This window comes from Caballeronia sp. RCC_10, assembly GCF_041360715.1.
Taxonomy (GTDB): Bacteria; Pseudomonadota; Gammaproteobacteria; order Burkholderiales; family Burkholderiaceae; genus Caballeronia; species Caballeronia grimmiae.
In genome coordinates this window covers 183741-202072 of sequence record NZ_JBFUPT010000012.1, presented here as the reverse complement: position 1 = coordinate 202072, position 18332 = coordinate 183741, and the positions used below count along the sequence as shown (strand labels likewise).

Here is an 18332-nt window from a genome sequence, read left to right as displayed (position 1 = left end):
TAGTTTGGAGAAGGTTGACCAGATGTTCGTGTTGAACATGGCCGCCTATAACCTCGTGCGCATGCGGTCACTGGGACAAGTCCGCCCATAGTGGCGCAATGAGTAGTCACGAGGCCAACAATCGGCCTCAGACCGTCGAAAAAGACGGTGAATTCGCGCTGAAATTGCACATTGCGAAAATCGCGGCAAAGGCCGCGGCGACAGACCAAAGCTGCTTCAGAAGCACCTGTATTTCAGCAACCTGTTAGGCGCGCATGTGGAGACGGAAGCTTTCGGCCGCTGAAAAAAAACGCCCCGCTTGCGCGGGGCGAAACATCAGTGTGTGACTAGGACACTGACTACGGGTGCTTCAAACCCACGTGAAGTCTACGCACCCGAGCAGACCGTTTTAACCAGTAAACTCCTAAAGAATAGAGCGATCGTGCCTGTCAGACGGCGCGGCTTGTCCGCGTCAGGCACAGCGACATGAACAACGTGTCGTGATAAGCGTCTTCGATCTTGAGCGCTCGCGGTTCCCGTGCGTAGACGCCGAAGCCCGCCGCTTCATAAAGACGCACGGCGGCGCGGTTGTCCGGCGAGACCTCCAGCTTCACTTCCTCGACGACGCCGCGCGCATGCTCGATCACCTGGCCGAGCAAGGCCGCGGCGAGTCCCGAGCCACGCGCGCCGGACCGCACATACATGCCCCACAGCACGCCCTTGTGCCGCATCTTCGCGGGCGACGGGATCATCAGGCCCGCGACGCCATCGAGGCGCGCATCGACCGAAAGCGCGCCGAACACCGCGTGATCCGCGATGCGCGCGGCGAACCATGCGAGCGGTTGCGCGCTTTCGTCGTCGTATGCCGCGCCGAACGCGGCGGGGAACTGGCGCAGGCCTTCGAGACGGATCTCGCGGAAGGCGGCGGCATCGGCGGACGAGAGGCGGCGGATCATGTCGAAGCGCTCCGGAAGCGCGATGCATGCAGCGCACGCATCCGCAAAGTTTTTTGACGTTCTTGCCTAAAAACGAGGCGCGACGTCATGGCCGTGTAAACTAGCGGGTTTTTGCCTCCGGTGGAATCTTGCAACCCAAGAAGCGCACGGCGGTCAGCGGCCCGGCGCTCGTGCGCCTTCTGGCGCGCTTTGCCGATCTCGACGTACAGGAACCCGGCACCTCGCTCTCCGACAAGCTGAGCCAGTGGCTCGGCTGGACCGATGCGATCGCGCTGTCGACGGCGCTCAGCGGCGAGCCGCCTGCCATCGGCGGCGCGCGATCCGCATCGGCGGCGCAGCAAGACGCCTGTGCGCGCGTGCGTGCGTCGCTTGCGAGCGCCATCGCGCCGGCGAAAGCCGCAGCACCGCTGCGTCATCGCGCGAGGGAAGCCGTGCCGCGGGTCGACGTTCCGGTCGATTACGCGGTGTATCGGCAGCGCTGTCTTTCGCTGCAACAGGCGATGGAGTCGGACATCGGCGCATTGCGCGGCCGCATGCGCGCGGTGCTCGCGACGCAGTCGGATCGCGCGGCGCGGCTCGCCGTCGTCGATGCCGTGATGGAACAGGCGCTTGGCGCTCGCGAGCGCACCTTGTTCGCGCAGGTTCCGGCGCTGCTCGGCAAGCATTTCGAGCGCATGCGCCGCGCGAACGCGGAGACGGACGGCTCGTCCGCCTGGCTCGAAGCGTTCGAGAAGGACATGCAGAGCGTGTTGCTCGCGGAACTGGATGTACGTTTTCAACCGGTCGATGGTTTGCTTGCGGCGTGTCAAGCCGCGCACTGAACGCTATGCCCCGATATCTTTTACATGTAGCAGTCTTCCTGGCTGGCCTGCTGGCCGTCTGCGGTATTGCCATTGGTTATATCGGCTCGAACGCGCTCGCCTTTGCCGTCACGCTCGTGATTGGCGCGTGCTACCTCGCCGGCGCGTGGGAGTTGCAGCGTTATCAGCAGACGACGCGCGCTCTCGCCGATGCCCTCGACCGCTCCGCGACCGCCCCGAAAAGCCTCGGCGTATGGCTCGAACAGGTGCCGGCCGGGTTGCGTCACGCGGTGAGGCTGCGCATCGAAGGCGAGCGCATCGCATTGCCCGGGCCGGCGCTCGCGCCGTATCTCGCCGGCCTGCTGGTGCTGCTCGGCATGCTCGGCACCTTGCTCGGCATGGTCGCGACGCTAAGAGGCACGGGCGCGGCGCTCGAAAGCTCGACCGATCTCGCGGCGATTCGCGCATCGCTTGCCGCGCCGGTTACGGGCCTCGGCTTCGCGTTCGGCACGTCGATCGCGGGCGTCGCGACTTCGGCGATGCTCGGCCTCCTCTCGACGCTATGCCGCCGCGAACGGCTGCATGTCGCACAGACGCTGGACGCAAGGATCGCGACGACGCTGCGCGCTTTCACGCAGACGCATCATCGAGAAGAGACGTTCAGGCTGCTTCAGCGGCAGACTGAAATCATGCCGAAGCTAGTCGATCGCCTGCACGCGATGATGACCGCGATCGAACAGCAGAGCGTGGCCGCGAACGAGCGGCAGCTTGCGAATCAGGCTGCGTTCCATGCGAACACGGAGACGGCGTACCGGCGTCTTGCCACGTCAGTGGAACTGTCGCTGAAGCAGAGCGTGGCCGATAGTGCGCGTGCCGCGAGCGCCGCGCTGCAACCCGTCATGCAGGTAACGATGGACGGCATCGCGCGCGAGACGGCGGCGTTGCACGCGAACATCGAAGGCGCGGTGAAGCGGCAACTCGAGGGCTTGTCGAGCGGTTTCGAAGCGTCGGCTGCAAACGTGGCGGGGATCTGGGGTCGATCGCTTGCCGCGCATCAGGCGGCCAACGAGTCGCTCGTCGGCAAGATGGATGCGTCGATGGACCGCTTCGCGCAGGCGTTCGAACAACGTTCATCGACCTTGGTCGATGGCATGTCCACGCGATTCGACGAAGTATCGGGCGAACTGCGGGCTTCCGTCGTGAAGATCGCGGATCAACTTGGCGACTCGTTGCAGAAGCATGAACAGGCGAGTGCGGCGCTCGTGACGCAAGCGGGCGCGTCGCTGGACGGCTTCACGCAAGCGTTCGAAGGACGGTCCGCCACGCTCGTCGATGACTTGTCCGCGCGATTGAGCGAGGTATCGCGCAAGCTGGCTGTATCGGTCGACAAGCACGAGCAGACAAGCGCGGCGCTGGTCACGCAAGCGGGCGCATCGCTGGATCGCTTCGCCGCGAGTATCGAAGCGCGTTCGACGCATCTGCTCGATGGCTTCTCGTCGCGGCTCGAAAGCACGTCGACGAACCTGTCGGACGCATGGCGCGGCGCGCTCGACGAACAGCAACGCACCGGCGAGCAACTCGCGGCGCAGCATCGCGATGCCCTGAACGCCGCAGCCGAACGCTTCGAGCAGCATTCGGCGTCGTTGCTGCGTTCCGTCGATGACGCGCACGCCGGCTTGCGCGCGGACATCGCATCGACGCACGACGCGCGTCTGTCCGCATGGACCGATGCCCTCGCCGCGATGGCCACCGCGCTGCGCGAGGAATGGCGGCAATCCGGCGCGCTCGCGGAACGCCGTGAGCAGGAAGTCGTGGAGACGCTTGCACGCACCGCACGCGAGATCGCCGAAGAGACGCGTTCGCATACGAGCGGCATGATCGCGGAGATCGAACGGGTCGTGCAGGCGGCGTCCGTTGCGCCGAAGGCCGCTGCGGAAGTCATCGCCGAAATGCGTCAGAAGCTTTCCGATTCGATGGTCCGCGACACCGCGATGCTCGATGAGCGCAGCCGCTTGCTCGCGACCGTCGAGACCTTGCTCGATGCGGTCAATCACGCGTCGAACGAACAGCGCGTCGCGGTCGATGCGCTCGTCGCGACTTCAGCCGATATGCTCAGGCGCGCCGGCCAGCAGTTCAGCGACAAGGTCGAGGCGGAAAGCGAGAAGATCGGCGCAGTGGCCGCGCAAGTCACAGGCAGCGCCGTCGAGGTTGCGAGCCTCGGGGAAGCATTCGGCGCGGCGGTGGATGCGTTCGGCGCGTCGAACGAGACGCTCGTCGCGCATTTGCAGCGCATCGAAACCGCACTCGACAAGAGCCTCGCGCGCAGCGACGAACAGCTCGCGTATTACGTCGCGCAGGCGCGCGAAGTCATCGACCTGAGCACGCTGTCGCAGAAGCAGATCATCGAAAACCTGCAGCAGATCGCGGCGCAACGTGAGCTTGCAGGAGCGCGTGAATGAACGACGAACTCGATGCCGGCACGGAAGCCGCCGCGCCGATCTGGGCCGCTTTCGCCGACTTGATGTCGGTCCTGCTCGGCGCGTTCGTGCTGATTCTCGTCGCGGTCATCGGCGTGCAGTTGCAGCTATCGACGAAGCTCGAGCAGGCCGTCAAGGAAAAGCAGCAGGAAACGCAGCGGCGCAAGACGCTCGAAGAGGCGCTCGCGGGACCGCTCGCATCGGGACGCGTGACGCTCGTGAACGGGCGCATCGGCATCAGCGGCAGCGTGTTGTTCGCGTTGAATTCGGACCAGTTGCAACCGCAGGGACGCGATCTTTTGAAGAGCCTGGCCGGACCGCTGTCGGCGTATCTCGGCTCGCGCGGCGAAATTCTGATGGTCAGCGGGTTCGCTGACGACCAGCAGGTGCGCGAAGGCAATCGGCGCTTCGCGGACAACTGGGAGTTGTCGGCGAAGCGTGCGTTGACCGTCACGCGCGCGCTGATCGATGCGGGCGTGCCGCCGTCGTCCGTCTTCGCGGCGGCGTTCGGCTCCGAGCAGCCGGTGAGTTCCAATGCCGACGACGAAGGCCGCGCGAAAAACCGTCGCGTGGAGATATCGCCGGTGCCGCGCCCGACGAATGCGCCGGTGAAGCCGCATGGATAACGCGATCATCGACGCATGGCGGGCACGCGGCGAGGATCGCGTGAATCCCGTGCGCTTCGGCCTGATCGATGCGATGGCGCGGCGCGCAATGGCGCACGAGGGCGAAGCGCGGCGCATCATCGATGCAAGGCTCGCGGCGCTGATTGAAGTCTATGCGGAAGAGGTCGAGGCCGCCAGTGTCGCGGCTGAATCGCCGCCGGAAGGTGAGACACCGCTTGCATCCTTGGTCGAAGCGATCACGGTGCGCGCGGCCTCGTATCCTTCGCATGCCGAACTACTCGATTATCTTCGGACGGTATGGTCGAAGGTCAGCGCCGAGCGGCAATTGCGCGAATCGCTGGAACAGGTGCCGAAAAATGCGGGGCCGCTCAATTCGAACAGCCTGGTGCATCGGTCATTGGCGCTGATGCGTGAGGTATCGCCGGCGTATCTTCAGCACTTCCTCGCCTATGTCGATACTCTCGCGTGGATGGAAGCGATGACAGGCGCGAATGCGCCTGCCGGAAAAGATGCGCCGCGTGCGAAGAAGTCGACGCGCGGCGGCGCGCGTTAGCGCATCAGGCCAGCCATCCCTTGATGCTGCTCGCCATCATATTGGTCGAGATGCCATAGCGGTCGTGCAGGGTGGGCAGCGCGCCCGCATCGAGGAACGCATCGGGCAGCGCGATCTGCCTGTAGGCCGGCGTGACGCCCGCGCTCAGCAGCGTCGTCGCGACTGCTTCTCCGAGACCGCCGATGACGGTGTGGTTTTCCGCGACCACCACGAGCCGCCCTGAACGGCGCGCCTCGCGGATGATCGTCTCGGTGTCGAGCGGCTTGATGGTCGGCACGTGCAGCACGGCCACGTCGACCTTGTCGGCTTCGAGCGCCTTGGCGGTTTCGAGTGCGCGCATCGTCATGATGCCCGACGAGATCACGAGCACATCGGCGCCATCGCGCACCAGCTTCGCCTTGCCGAGTTCGAACGTGTAGTCGTATTCGTCGAGCACGGCGGGGACGTTGCCGCGCAGGAGCCGCGCATAGACGGGGCCTTTGTGCGCGGCGATGGCGGGCACCATCTGCTCGATATCGAGCGCATCGCACGGATCGATCACCGTCATGTTCGGCATCGCACGCATCAACGCGAGGTCTTCCGCCGCCTGGTGGCTCGGGCCATAGCCCGTGGTGAGGCCGGGCAGTGCGGCGACGATCTTCACGTCGAGATCGTCTTCCGCGATCGTCTGATGGATGAAGTCGTACGCACGGCGCGTGGCGAACACCGCATAGGTGGTGACGAACGGCTGCGCACCTTCATGCGCGAAGCCCGCAGCCGCGCCCATCAGCAATTGCTCGGCCATGCCCATCTGATAGTAACGCTCCGGAAACTCCTTCCCGAAGATATGCAGGTCGGTGTACTTGCCGAGATCGGCCGTCATGCCGATGACGTTCGTCTTCGTGCGCGCCAGTTCCGCAAGCGCGTGCCCGAACGGCGCGGAACGCGTAAGTTGTCCTTCACCCGCGATCGACGCGATCATCGCCGAGGTCTTCAAACGCGGCTTCTTTTCGATAGTGCTCATGCTTGTCTCCTGTGCCGACCGGAGGCTTCGCTCCGGTCACATACGATTTACTTGCCCGCTTCGAGTGCTTGCAGCGCGAGTTGCCACTCGTGCGCGTCGACGCGAATGAAGTGATTCTTCTCGCGCTCTTCAAGGAACGGCACGCCGCAGCCCATCTTCGTGTCGCACACGATGATGCGCGGCTTCGCTTCCTTCAGGTTTCGCGCGTTGTCGAACGCTTGTTTTACCGCGTCGATGTCGTTGCCGTTCACGCGCTGCACGTACCAGCCGAACGCTTCGAGCTTCGGCACGAGCGGCTCGAACGCCATGATTTGCGTCGACGGGCCATCGGCTTGCTGATTGTTCACGTCGATCATCGCGATCAGGTTGTCGAGCTTCCAGTGCGCCGCCGACATCAGTCCTTCCCAGATCGAGCCTTCGTCGAGTTCGCCATCGGAGAAGAGCGTATAGACGAAGGACTTCGAGTTCTTGCGCTTGAGTCCGAGGCAACGGCCGACGGCGATTGTGAGTCCCTGACCAAGTGATCCGCCGGACATCTCCATGCCGGGCGTGTAGCTCGCCATCCCGGACATCGGCAGGCGGCTGTCGTCGCTGCCATACGTTTCGAGTTCCTCTTGCGGCAGGATGCCTGCTTCGAAGAGCGCCGCGTACAGTGCGATGGCGTAGTGACCATTCGACAGCAGGAAGCGGTCGCGCTCTTCCCAGTCGGGATTCTCGGGCCGGTAGTTCATTGCGCCGAAGTACGCGACGGCGAGTACGTCGGCGATATCGAGCGCCTGGCCGATATAGCCCTGGCCTTGCACTTCGCCCATCAGCAGGGCGTTGCGGCGGATACGATAGGCGCGCTCGGCGAGCGTGACCTCCTCGATGACGGGTGTGCTCATGTTTGTCTCCTGAAGTTGGTTGATGACGCTTAGCGGTTCACGGTCTTGGCGGGCACGAGGAACACCAGCCCCGCGCCGACGACGATCGCTGTCGAGATGAAGATCAGGCCGGCAGTGGACTTGCCCGTGAGATCGTTCAGCCAGCCGACGATGGCGGGCGAGAAGAAGCCCGCGAGATTGGCGAAGCAGTTCACGGCGGCGATGCCCGCAGCGGCCGACATGCCGCCCAGCACGGCGGTAGGCAAGGACCAGAATTGCGACGATGAAGCCAGGATGCCCGCGGCGGCCACGCTCACACAGACGATCGAAGCCCCTACGCCGCCGAGCATCGGCAAGGTGGCGAAGCCGGCTGCGGCAACGAGCATCGGAATGGCCAGATGCAGGCGGCGTTCGCGGCGCTTGTCGGCGCTCGCACCGACCAGCGGCAAGGCGATGATGGCGCACAGATACGGGATCGCGGTGAAGATGCCGACCCACAGCGGGTCCGCGACACCGGCGCGGCGGATGATCGTCGGCAGCCAGAACGTGAGGCCGTATTGACCGAGCACGACGCAGAAGTAGATCGAAGCCATGAGCCACAGACGGCGATCCCCGATGAACGCACGGATCGACACGTGCTCGACGGTTTGCGACTTGTCCTTTTCGACGTTGCGGGTCAGCAGCGCCTTCTCGGCATCGGTGAGCCACTTCGCACCGGCAATGCCGTTGTCGAGGTAGAACAGGATGACGACACCGAGCACCAGCGAAGGCAGCGCTTCGAGAATGAACAGCCACTTCCATCCGGCAAGACCGTGAACGCCGGCGAAGGCATGCAGGATATATCCCGAGAGCGGCCCGCCGACGATGCCTGCAAGCGGAATCGCCATGAAGAACAGGGACAGTGCCTTGGCGCGTCGCGCAGCGGGGAACCAGTACGTCAGGTAGAGAATGACGCCGGGCGCGAAGCCCGCTTCGGCCACCCCGAGCAAGAAGCGCAGGACATAGAACATCGTTGGCGTCTTCACGAAGACGAAGCACGCTGAAATGACGGCCCACGTCAGCATGATTCGCGCGAGCCAGTTGCGTGCGCCGACGCGGTGAAGAATGACATTGCTTGGTACTTCGAACAGAAAGTAGCCGAGAAAGAAGATGCCCGCGCCCATGCCGTACACCGTTTCGGAGAAGCGCAGGTCGTTCAGCATTTGCAGCTTCGCAAAACCGACGTTCACGCGGTCCAGATAGGCGCCGAGATAACACAACATCAGAAAGGGGATGAGGCGGCGTCCGACCTTGGCATAGGTCTTCGCTTCGAAGCTCGCCGTGTCAGTCGACGAGGCGAGGTCGGCCGCGATGGGCGGCGCGTTGAGTCTGCTCTTCATGCTTGTCTCCTACCGTATGTCGGCGGGTTGCGCCCCGGTTCATCCGGGTGCGCCTGAAGCGCCCGCGTGACGGGCGCGGGGGAACGTCAATGAATCAGCATGCCGCCGTTCACGTCGAGCGTGACGCCGGTGAGGTAGCTCGACAGATCGCTCGCGAGGAACAGGCACGCGTTGGCGATATCCGCGGCATCGCCGAGACGGCCGAGCGGAATGCCCTTGATGATGTCCGCACGCATGTCGGGCGTGAGCTTGTCGCCGGTGATGTCGGTTTGAATGAGGCCCGGCGTGATGGAGTTGACACGGATATGGTCGCCGCCGAATTCACGCGCCATCGCACGGGCTAGACCGAGCACGCCGGCTTTGGCCGCGCTGTAATGCGGTCCGCCGAAGATGCCGCCGCCGCGCTGCGCTGATACCGACGACATGCACACGATGCTCCCGCTCTGCTGCTTTTTCATCTGACCGATGACGGCTTGCGACATGTAGAGCGTGCCGCGCAGATTGACGTCGATGACCGCGTCGAAGTTGTCGCTGCTGATTTCGAGCGTCTTGATCGGCTGCGTAATGCCTGCGTTGTTGATGAGCACATCGATGCGGCCGTATTTCTCGATGGCCGCGTTGGCGGCGGCGACGCAGGCCGCTTTGTCGGTCACGTCGCAGGCGAGGCCGAGGTGGTCTTCGCCGATATCGCGTGCAGCCGCCTGGGCGTCGGCTTCCCGCAGATCGAGGATGACGATGCGAGCGCCCTGTGCGGCGAGCGCCTTGGCCGTCGCCTTGCCGATGCCGCGCGCCGAAGCCGCGCCGGTCACGATCACAACACGATTCTCTAGCAACATGACTGTCTCCGTTGATTGTCTGGTGTAGACGCAGTGTGTTCGCACTGGACCTGACGATCAACGCAGTTAGCCTCAACTATTGCTGAGAAATTTTCAGGTATGGCGGGATGCGCGGCTCTCGATTTGCGCGTCCATCCACGCAAGGAACTTCGCGACGCGCGGCAACTGCGCGTTCTGGCTCGGGTAAACCAGATGATGCGCGCCGACTTCCACCGCATACTCGCGTCCGAACACCGGAACGAGCGAGCCGCGTTCGAGATGTACCGACGCGAGCATCGTGCTTTCGAGCGCAATGCCGTGACCAAGCGCGGCGGCTTCGAGCGACATGTACGAGCGGTCGAACGAAAAGTCGAACGCCTTGCGCTTTGCCGCGACGCCGAACTTGCCGAACCATTGCTGCCATTGCACGAGGGGCGACTCGGAAAAGATCAGGCGGCGCTCGAGCAGATCGTCCGGCGATGCCACTGGAAAGCGTTCGAGATACGCACGCGATGCGAGCGGCGCGATGGTTTCGTGACGTAGCGTCTTCACTTCAACATCCGTCCAGTGCGCGTAGCCGTGGCGCACGTCGACATCGTAAAACCCTGACGTGAACGACACGTCTTCGTATGAACAGGCAAGGTTCATCTGAATGTCGCCGTTGGCTTCCTGGAACGCGGCGAGGCGGGGCAGCAGCCACATGAGCCCGAAGCTCGGGCTCGAATGAATGCGCAATATCTCGACGGATGTTTCGCTCGATGCACGCTCCGTCGCGCGATTGAGTTCGGCAAGCGCGCCAGTGACGTCCGCCAGATATTGCGAGCCCGTGGGCGTCAGTACGAGACCGCGTCCGAGCCGTGTGAAGAGTGGCCGGCCAACGATGCTTTCGAGGTTCGCGAGTTGATGACTGACCGCTGAAGGCGTGAGGCCGAGTTCATCGGCTGCGCGATTGACGCTCTTGGTCCGCGCGACGCTTTCGAACGCGATGATGGATTTCAGCGGAGGCAGGCGCATTGTTGTTTATTCGCTCGATATCGGCTGGAGCAAGTTTATCGCGGATGGACATGCAGGGCTTGCAAGCGTGTGGCACTGGAAGTCATCTGTGGAAAGTAATTTGGGAATCCAAATCAAATTGGCTGGACGAAAAGGCGTTGCGGCACCCATGCGCTGGCCTACATGCGCGCGCATCGCATGTCGAGCGTGATGCTCTGAGTCAGTGCCATCACCTTGCGCGTGCGCGGCTTGCTTTTTAGCGGGCAAGGGCAATGGATATCTCGGCACATTAGCGCGCACGCTGCGGCTCATTGATTTTCATTCGGCGTGGCGCGAAGTTCCGGCGCATGCGGTGTATCGCGTGCCGCTTGCGATGAATCCGGAAGCCGAAGCGGTGTCGCTTCGGCCGGTGCTGTTCCTTCTCAAGACCTTGGGATGGTCGCGGCCCTGAGTCACTCACGCGATACGCAACTAACGGTCATTCGTCGAAAGCGCCTTTGAGTCGGAAACGCATCGACCGCCGCCTGAAACGCTTGCTTCAGGCTTCCCTGGGCACCCGTCCCATGAGATAGAACTCGTCGTTGGGCCGCATCGAAATGACATTCGCCATGCGATTCGACAAGCCAAAGAACGCAGTGATGGCGGCGATATCCCACGCGTCTTCATCGCTGAAACCGTGTTCTCGCAGCATCGCGAAGTCGGCTTCGCCGACACTGCCCGACGCGCGGCATACCTTGAGCGCGAAATCGAGCATGGCCTTCTGGCGTGGCGTGATATCCGCTTTGCGATGGTTGACCGCCACCTGATCCGCGAGTAGGGCATTTTTTTCATAGATGCGCAGAATTGCGCCATGCGCGACGACGCAATAGAGGCAATCGTTCACCGCGCTCGTCGCCACGACGATCATCTCGCGCTCGCCCTTGGTGAGGCCGCCGTTCTTCAGCATCAATGCATCGTGATACACGAAGAACGCCCGGAACTCTTCCGGCCGATGCGCGAGCGTCAAGAAGACGTTGGGCACGAAGCCGGCCTTATCCTGCACTTCGAGAATGCGAGTGCGGATGTCGTCAGGCCAGTCTGCTGGATTCGGAACGGGGAAGCGGCTGATGGGCGAGTTGGGCATATTGTCTCCGTTATGGGATCGAGTATCGCTCGATCACGCAGTATGCCGCAGCGCAAAGCCGCTTACTGACTTCACTGACCTTTATTGCTGCCGCTGACGGAAGATGAACTGATCGGTGCGCCCGGCTGTGACGACGTGCCGCCCTTGCCACCCGGCGTGGCCGGCTGCATGCCGCCTGACGAACCTTGCCCCGGCGTGCGAACGCCATCGCCGGCGCCGCCCGTTCCGCCGCCCGGCGTGCGCGGCTGCATGCCGCCAGTTGATCCCTGGCCCGCGTTGCCGCCGCTCTGCGAAGGCGTACCCGCATCCGCAGCGAATACGGCGCTCGACACGCCCAGCGCGAGCACGCCCAGTAGTCGCTTAATCGTTCGCGCTTTCATGTTCAGTCTCCTGAAAGTGGCGATGCCTTCATCCGCCCGCACCGCCATGTCCATGACGGCGCGGCGCGAATCGGTCACTGCTCGACAGCGTAATCACGGCTGCCGTTGACCGCCCTGATGCATCGGTTGCTTCTGCTGATTCTGCTGCAATTGTCCTTCCGCCTTGCCCTTCTGCTGATCGTTACGAGGGTTCGTCGGGTTAGTCGGATTCTTGTTTCCCAGCTTGGATTCAGGCATCTGCTTGCTCCTTGCAATGAGGGTAGGGACTCTCCGTGATGCATACCGCGTTCCTGCATCCCTTCACGAAGCGCGCCCGATTCCGCCATCGGTGTGCTGATCGTCATGCCCCCGGCAATAGCGGTCGATCAGGCGGCGCGCCTGCTCCACGCCGGCCCGCACAGCCTCATCGGGCGTCGCCCAGTTCGGGCCGACGGGTTCGACATCGGGCAACGCGACCGGCTCGTTGTCGCGGAACGCTTCGATACGCGGCGTCCAGTCGCCAGTGCTGATCTGTTCCGCCGTGACGGTCACGTCGTATCCGTCGAATGAAAATTTTTCGCTTTGCATGCGGCCTCCGCTCGATAATGTCCTGTTCGAAAACGATGAAGCAGGCAATGTGCCGGTCGCCGCGCCGTGGTGCAGGACTTGCTATAGCTCGTTAATTGCCATGCACTACAACGACGAATATGAGAGCTACCATCGTGTCGCACGAAGTGCCCCCGGAGTCGTCCGCGGCGGAGATTCATCGCTTCAGATTCAAACTGGACGACGGCAATGCGCCGCCTTTAACGGAGTCCATTTCCTTGCGAACAGCGCGCGTGATCGTCGATAACCTTGCCGATGGCAATGCGTTCATCAAGATGCTTCACGCGATCGTGCAGACGCCGCCGGGCGACTACGATTCACTCGTCGGCAAGGATTTCCCGGACCACTACAGGAGCAATCCGGGCGCGGATCGCCGCATGCCGGGACCGGACAGCGAAGGGCCGCGTCCCTAAGACGCGCGCTGTCTCGCGAGAAAACGATCCAGTTGCGCGGCGAAGTTCTTGCCATCGCGAGGGCTATAGGGGGATGGCCCGCCCGTATCGACGCCGCTGCTGCGCAACTGATCCATCATCGCGCGCACCGTCAGCCGTTCTTCGATATTCTCCGCGCTGAACCACGCTCCGCGCGGGTCGAGCGCATGCGCGGACTTGGCTAGCACTGCAGCGGCCAACGGTATGTCGGCGGTGATGATGAGATCGCCGGGCTGCGTCAGTTCGACGATGCGCGCATCGGCAACGTCGAAGCCGGCAGGCACTTGAATGGCCTTGATGAAAGGAGAAGGAGGCGTGCGCAGATATTGATTCGCAACGAGCGTCACGCACACCTGAACGCGCGGTCCTGCGCGGAACAGAATGTCCTTGACGACGGCGGGACACGCGTCGGCATCGACGAGAATTTGCATGGGGCAGCTCGAAACAACGAAGAGCGCGCATCTTAACGCACGCTCACCCGGCTCAAGGTTCGACGACTACGCTTCCGAGTCCGGCTTGCTGCGCGGATGATCGCTGCTCGCGGCGGGGTCGACGTCGGGATCGATGTGATCGTTCTCGGGCGTATAAGGACCTTGCTCCGGATGATCCTTGCCCTTCGGCACGAGCGACGCGTCCATGTTGCCGTGTTCACGCTGCTCGATGGTGCCGTCCGATTTCTCCTTGACGTCGCCTTCGCCGATCGCTTCGCGCCGCTTGTCTGCGCGCTCGACCGGATCCGATGGTTCGGGTTTCATATGCATGTTCCTTGCGATTCGAGGACAACGCGACGCGCCGCCCTCTCGTGATGGTCAACCTGCGCTGCCGAGCTCCTGGTGCTTGTGCGAATGCGTCGCGGCATGCACGAGCTCATAGTGCGCGCCCTTGCCGCTTCGCGTCGGCGGAAAGTGCTCGCCTTCCACACACGTCACTTCGAAAGCCGAACCGCCATCGCCTTCCTTGACGACTCGATAAATGCCCGAGGTTTCGACCTTTTGCCCCGGTTTGTGTTGCTCGGCCATGCGTGCCTCCTGTTGAGTTTCAGTGACACGGGCAAAGCAATCATCGTTCCGCGGTGCGTCCGGCGGGGCGGTCGGCGGTGAGGGAAGACAACAGCTTCAGCAGGCTCTCAACGTTGACGGGTTTGACGAAGTGATAATCGAAGCCTGCGGATTGCGCGCGCAAGCGGTCTTCCGCTTGTCCATATCCGGTGATCGCGACGAGCAGCGGTGCGCTCGCGCCCTTGCGTCGCAAGCGGCGCGCAAGCTCGTATCCGTCGATGTCCGGCAGGCCGATATCGAGCAACGCGACATCGGCTTCGAACTGCGATGCCGCCAGCGCTTCCTCCGACGAATACGCCACGCGCGTGACATGTCCCTCGGATTCGCACAGCATCGCGAGAGAGTCCGCGGCGTCGCGATTGTCGTCCACGATCAGCACGCGCAACGCGGCTTGCGTGCCTATGGAACCCGCTTCGGACAGCGCGAGCGCCGAATGCCGTTCGTGATGATGCAGCCGTGGCAGGCGCACGGTCACGGTCGTGCCGAGGCCCGGCCCCGGACTTTGCACGGTGATGGTCCCCTTGTGCATTTCGACCAGCTTCTTCACGAGCGATAGCCCGATGCCGAGTCCGCCATTCGAGCGGTCCAGCGTGCGCTCGCCTTGCGAGAAAAGCTCGAACACTTTCGGCAGAAGATCGGCGGAGATGCCCGTGCCCGTGTCGGCGATCACGATGGACACCCAGTCCTGCTCGGCCTGCACGCTGACCGAAATTTGCCCTTGCTCCGGCGTGTATTTGGTGGCGTTGTTGAGCACGTTGACGAGTATCTGCGAGAGACGCGTGACGTCGCCGCACACCCAGGTGGTCGCATCGGGGACATCGACCTGTATGCGCTGCTTGCGCGCTTCCACCATTGCGGCGATGGCTTCGACCGCGTGATAGACGGCCGTGCCGACGAGCACCGGCTCTGTCTTCAACGCGATACGTCCTTGCGTGATCCGCGACACTTCGAGCAGGTCATCGACGATGCGCGTCATGTGCTCGACCTGCCGGCGCATCAGTTCGACAAGCTCACTCGTGCGCGCGGATACGCCTTCGTCCTTCTGCAACAGCGCGATGGCGGTGCGCAGCGGCGCGAGCGGGTTGCGCAGTTCGTGCGCGAGCATCGCGAGAAATTCGTCCTTGCGGCGGCCCGATTCGCGCAGCACCAGTTCCATGTGCTTGCGCTCGGTAATGTCGATCAGGCTGCCGATGATGCGCAGCGGCTTGTCGTCCTTGCCACGCTGAAGCAGCGCGCTGCCTTGCATCCATCGCTCGGCTTGTTCGTCTTTCACGCGAAATTCGAACTGCTCGTGGGGATCTTCGCCGGCCGCAAGACGGCGCACGAAGCGGTCGAGCGTCGGCGCATCGTCGGGATGCACGCGGGCCAGCGCCGCTTCATAGGTGATCGTTTCGATCGGCTCCGTGCGCAGCTTGCCGACGGTCTCGAACATCAATGACCACGTAGCCAGTTCCAGCGAAATGATATGAATCTTCGCGGCCTGCATCGCAACCGTGAGGCGCAGGCTGCGTGCTTCTATCGCCGCTTGCGCTTCGTATCGCGGCGTGACATCGGTCGTGGTGCCGAACCATTCCTGCAGATGGCCTTGCTCGTCGTAAAGCGGCGCCGCCTGCGCCTGCACCATGCGATAGACGCCATCCCTCCGATACATGCGGAATGTGAGCGTCGTCGGGCCGCCCTGATGCACGGCCTCGAGCCATGCCTCGCGCGTCTGCTCGCGGTCATCGGGATGAACGAAGTCGAGCCAGCCCCAGCGCGCCAGTCGCTCGTGCCGCGCGCCCGTGAAGTTCTCCCAGTCGCCGCTCGACGGATGAATCTCGCCGTTGGCGTCGGCGGACCAGATGAGCGCACCCGTCGATTCCACGAGCGCGCGATAACGCCGCTCGCTGAGGCTCAGGCGCTCTTCATCGGCGCGTTGCTCGCTGATATCGAAACTCACGCCATACACGCGTACCAGCGTGCCGCGCGAATTGAATTCGGGATTGCCTCGCATGCGCAGCCATCGGCGGGTAGCGGGGCCGCCGTCGAGCATGAAGTCGAATTCGAACGGGCCGCCGTCGCGCAGCGCCTGCGCGAGATTGCGTTGAAAGAGTTCGCGAGACTCGGGTGCGACGCGGTCCCATATCTCCGAGAGCATGGCGGTTTCAGTGCCTGCCGGAAACGAGTACATCGCCGCGAGTTGCTGCGTCATGCGCACGACGCGCGTCGTCATGTCCCATTCCCACGCGCCCATGCGCGCGCCCGCGAAGGCCGACTGAAGACGCCGCTCGCTTGCTTCGTAAAGCTCCCAGGCATGCCGGCATTCGTGAATGTCGATGGCGACGCCGACGGTATCGGCGATGCGCTGTTCTTCGTCGCGCCGCGCCTGAAGATGGAGCGTATGCCAGCGGAATTCGCCGTCCGCGCGCAAGAGGCGGACGTCGACGTTATTCAGGAGCGTGTCGTTGCGCATTTGACGCACGGCGTCGCGCACCAGCTCTTCGTCCTGGTGATGAATGAATTCGCGCCAATGCCTGCCGACCAATTCCTCAGACGCAAGGCCCAGATAGCGGCACGCCCACGGATTCGCGTACTGAATGAATCCGTCGCGCGCCGCCCGCCATACGAACGAGGGAAGAAAGTGAGCAGGATCGTACATGGTCGTCCTTGCTGCGGTTGAACGGCGCGGCGCGTCGTTGCTTTCTGCGTACGGATACCACATCGCATTCACAGACGCACGCACGGCCGTGCGTTTGATGCGTTCAACCCGCTTCGCCGACCGCGTTCGGATCCGGCAACGGCTGGCCTTTGTTCTCCTGTGGCGGATCGGGTTCGTTCGTGAGGTTCTGCTTTTGTTCGTCGCTCAAGCGTCGATCCGCAGTAGTCGGGCCCGTGGTGGTCTGCCTGGGCGGCGTTGGGCGATCGGTTGACTCGGTCATATGCACTCCTTCTGTCATTGGATGAGCGTGTTGCTCAGGGCGCTGGTTGCATCACGCGTGCCTGACGCCTGGTTGTGCCTTAACACCTTGGGTATGGTCGATGCTGCAAAGAACCTTCGAGCCTCGCTTGCCTCGTCAAACACTTATGACCACGTTTTCCCGGCGCGCCGCTGCACACTGGGCCGCATCGATCGCGTTCTTTGTTGTAGGCAGTTTGTCCACTGATGCGGCGACCATCACGTCCGCACCTTTTGGCGCGACGCAGCAAGGCCAGCCCGTCGTGCAATACACGCTCGCGAACTCGCGTGGCCTGTCGATAACCTGCATGACCTATGGCGCCATCGTCACGCGAATCGATGCGCCCGACAGACGCGGACGCCGCGCGGATGTCGTCCTCGGCTTCGGCTCCGTTGCCGATTACGAGCGATACAACGGCAACATCCATTTCGGCAGCGTCATCGGCCGCTATGCGAATCGCATCGCACAAGGACGCTTCACGATTGACGGCCGGACCTATCAACTGCCCATCAACGATCCGCCCAACACGCTGCACGGCGGACCGCGCGGCTTCGATGAAAGGTTCTGGACCGTCGTGCGTACGTTTCAGAACAACACGGTCGCGGGCGTGCAATTGCGCTATGTCAGCCCGGACAACGAGAACGGCTTCCCCGGGACGTTGACTGTCGACGTGACGTACACGTTGACCGACGATAACGAAGTGCGTATCGACTATCGCGCGAAGACGGACAAGCCGACCGTCGTCAATCTCACGAATCACAGTTACTTCAATCTGGCGGGCGAGGGCAGCGGAAGCGTGGAAGGGCAACTCATCATGATCGCCGCGTCCACTTATACGCCCACGCGCGCCGATTCGATACCAACGGGCGAGATCGCATCCGTCGAAGGCACGCCGCTCGACCTGCGCGCACTGACGCCGATCGGCGCGCGCCTGCGCTCGTCGTTTCCCCAGTTGCGTCATGCGCGCGGCTACGACCAGAACTTCAAGCTCGAGAAGCCGGGACAGCGCGACGGCGAACCTGCCTTCGCCGCACGCGCCTATGATCCCGCGAGCGGCCGCGTGCTCGATGTGTATACGACGCAGCCAGGCTTGCAGTTCTATACATCGAATGGACTGGATGGCAGCGTGGCCGGCGTTTCCGGAACCACATACCGTCAGACCGACGGCTTCGCGCTCGAAGCCCAGCATTTCCCTGATTCGCCGAACCGTCCGTCTTTCCCGTCCACCGAACTTCGGCCCGGGGATGAGTATCACGAAGTCACGGTCTGGAAGTTTGGCGTGCGTTGACACGCTGCGCTTGCGCGAGCAACCGATACGGTCGTCCGCAACACCGACCGCACCTTCATCGAGCGGTCCATGCGCGGTGAAGCCCGC

General features: G+C 63.1%; 21 protein-coding genes. 7 read left to right on the top strand and 14 right to left on the bottom strand.

Annotation, left to right across the window (positions count from 1 at the left end; genetic code table 11):
• Positions 1-428: 428 nt before the first annotated feature.
• Positions 429-935: an N-acetyltransferase family protein gene (locus AB6804_RS21255; RefSeq protein ID WP_370888130.1), complete on the bottom strand. Its 507-nt coding sequence runs from the start codon at positions 933-935 to the stop codon at positions 429-431.
• A gap of 125 nt (positions 936-1060) precedes the next feature.
• Here AB6804_RS21255 and AB6804_RS21250 point away from each other — a divergent pair, with 125 nt between their 5' ends.
• Genes AB6804_RS21250 through AB6804_RS21235 form a run of 4 tightly spaced genes read left to right on the top strand, consistent with a single transcriptional unit; the run spans position 1061 to position 5391 of the window.
• A complete protein-coding gene (locus tag AB6804_RS21250; RefSeq protein ID WP_370888137.1) occupies positions 1061-1756 on the top strand; it encodes a DUF3348 domain-containing protein in 696 nt (231 codons plus the stop codon).
• Between the two features lie 5 nt (positions 1757-1761).
• Complete coding sequence (locus AB6804_RS21245; protein WP_370888129.1) at positions 1762-4194, top strand: DUF802 domain-containing protein; 2433 nt, start codon at positions 1762-1764, stop codon at positions 4192-4194.
• Positions 4191-4838: an OmpA family protein gene (locus AB6804_RS21240; protein WP_035960145.1), complete on the top strand. Its 648-nt coding sequence runs from the start codon at positions 4191-4193 to the stop codon at positions 4836-4838. The genes AB6804_RS21245 and AB6804_RS21240 overlap by 4 nt, the downstream gene beginning before the upstream one ends.
• Complete coding sequence (locus AB6804_RS21235; RefSeq protein WP_370888128.1) at positions 4831-5391, top strand: DUF2894 domain-containing protein; 561 nt, start codon at positions 4831-4833, stop codon at positions 5389-5391. The genes AB6804_RS21240 and AB6804_RS21235 overlap by 8 nt, the downstream gene beginning before the upstream one ends.
• Positions 5392-5395: 4 nt before the next feature.
• Here AB6804_RS21235 and AB6804_RS21230 read toward each other — a convergent pair whose 3' ends face one another.
• The 5 genes from AB6804_RS21230 to AB6804_RS21210 form a co-directional block, all read right to left on the bottom strand.
• A complete protein-coding gene (locus tag AB6804_RS21230) occupies positions 5396-6394 on the bottom strand; it encodes a transketolase family protein (protein ID WP_370888127.1) in 999 nt (332 codons plus the stop codon).
• 47 nt (positions 6395-6441) lie between these two features.
• Positions 6442-7278, bottom strand: coding sequence for a transketolase (locus AB6804_RS21225; RefSeq protein WP_370888126.1), 837 nt, complete (start codon positions 7276-7278; stop codon positions 6442-6444).
• Between the two features lie 29 nt (positions 7279-7307).
• On the bottom strand, positions 7308-8636 hold the full coding sequence (locus AB6804_RS21220; RefSeq protein ID WP_370888125.1) for an MFS transporter: 1329 nt from the start codon (positions 8634-8636) through the stop codon (positions 7308-7310).
• A gap of 86 nt (positions 8637-8722) precedes the next feature.
• The gene (locus AB6804_RS21215) at positions 8723-9472 is read right to left on the bottom strand and encodes an SDR family NAD(P)-dependent oxidoreductase (RefSeq protein WP_370888124.1); all 750 of its coding nucleotides are present in this window, start codon (positions 9470-9472) and stop codon (positions 8723-8725) included.
• Positions 9473-9565: 93 nt separating this feature from the next.
• The gene (locus tag AB6804_RS21210; RefSeq protein ID WP_035960152.1) at positions 9566-10465 is read right to left on the bottom strand and encodes a LysR substrate-binding domain-containing protein; all 900 of its coding nucleotides are present in this window, start codon (positions 10463-10465) and stop codon (positions 9566-9568) included.
• Positions 10466-10667: 202 nt separating this feature from the next.
• Here AB6804_RS21210 and AB6804_RS21205 point away from each other — a divergent pair, with 202 nt between their 5' ends.
• Complete coding sequence (locus AB6804_RS21205) at positions 10668-10895, top strand: hypothetical protein (RefSeq protein WP_370888123.1); 228 nt, start codon at positions 10668-10670, stop codon at positions 10893-10895.
• An 87-nt stretch (positions 10896-10982) separates the two neighbouring features.
• On the opposite strand, the gene AB6804_RS21200 is transcribed toward AB6804_RS21205, so the two are convergent.
• The 4 genes from AB6804_RS21200 to AB6804_RS21185 form a co-directional block, all read right to left on the bottom strand.
• Positions 10983-11567, bottom strand: a complete 585-nt coding sequence (locus AB6804_RS21200; RefSeq protein ID WP_370888122.1) for a peroxidase-related enzyme — start codon at positions 11565-11567, stop codon at positions 10983-10985.
• Between the two features lie 71 nt (positions 11568-11638).
• On the bottom strand, positions 11639-11947 hold the full coding sequence (locus AB6804_RS21195; RefSeq protein WP_370888121.1) for a hypothetical protein: 309 nt from the start codon (positions 11945-11947) through the stop codon (positions 11639-11641).
• Positions 11948-12040: 93 nt separating this feature from the next.
• Positions 12041-12184 (bottom strand): hypothetical protein, encoded by a 144-nt coding sequence (locus tag AB6804_RS21190; protein ID WP_160174704.1) that lies wholly within the window; start codon positions 12182-12184, stop codon positions 12041-12043.
• A 63-nt stretch (positions 12185-12247) separates the two neighbouring features.
• Complete coding sequence (locus AB6804_RS21185) at positions 12248-12514, bottom strand: DUF6566 family protein (RefSeq protein ID WP_370888120.1); 267 nt, start codon at positions 12512-12514, stop codon at positions 12248-12250.
• 119 nt (positions 12515-12633) lie between these two features.
• On the opposite strand from AB6804_RS21185, the gene AB6804_RS21180 reads away from it, so the two are divergent.
• Complete coding sequence (locus AB6804_RS21180) at positions 12634-12945, top strand: hypothetical protein (protein WP_035960157.1); 312 nt, start codon at positions 12634-12636, stop codon at positions 12943-12945.
• On the opposite strand, the gene AB6804_RS21175 is transcribed toward AB6804_RS21180, so the two are convergent.
• The 4 genes from AB6804_RS21175 to AB6804_RS21160 all read right to left on the bottom strand — a co-directional run bounded on the left by AB6804_RS21175 (position 12942) and on the right by AB6804_RS21160 (position 16659).
• A complete protein-coding gene (locus AB6804_RS21175) occupies positions 12942-13394 on the bottom strand; it encodes a YaiI/YqxD family protein (protein ID WP_370888119.1) in 453 nt (150 codons plus the stop codon). The genes AB6804_RS21180 and AB6804_RS21175 overlap by 4 nt on opposite strands.
• A 66-nt stretch (positions 13395-13460) precedes the next feature.
• Complete coding sequence (locus tag AB6804_RS21170) at positions 13461-13718, bottom strand: hypothetical protein (RefSeq protein WP_370888118.1); 258 nt, start codon at positions 13716-13718, stop codon at positions 13461-13463.
• Positions 13719-13772: 54 nt separating this feature from the next.
• Positions 13773-13982 (bottom strand): hypothetical protein, encoded by a 210-nt coding sequence (locus AB6804_RS21165; protein WP_370888117.1) that lies wholly within the window; start codon positions 13980-13982, stop codon positions 13773-13775.
• Positions 13983-14022: 40 nt separating this feature from the next.
• Positions 14023-16659: a PAS domain-containing protein gene (locus AB6804_RS21160; protein WP_370888116.1), complete on the bottom strand. Its 2637-nt coding sequence runs from the start codon at positions 16657-16659 to the stop codon at positions 14023-14025.
• A 425-nt stretch (positions 16660-17084) separates the two neighbouring features.
• Here AB6804_RS21160 and AB6804_RS21155 point away from each other — a divergent pair, with 425 nt between their 5' ends.
• On the top strand, positions 17085-18245 hold the full coding sequence (locus tag AB6804_RS21155) for an aldose epimerase family protein (protein ID WP_370888115.1): 1161 nt from the start codon (positions 17085-17087) through the stop codon (positions 18243-18245).
• Positions 18246-18332 lie beyond the last annotated feature (87 nt).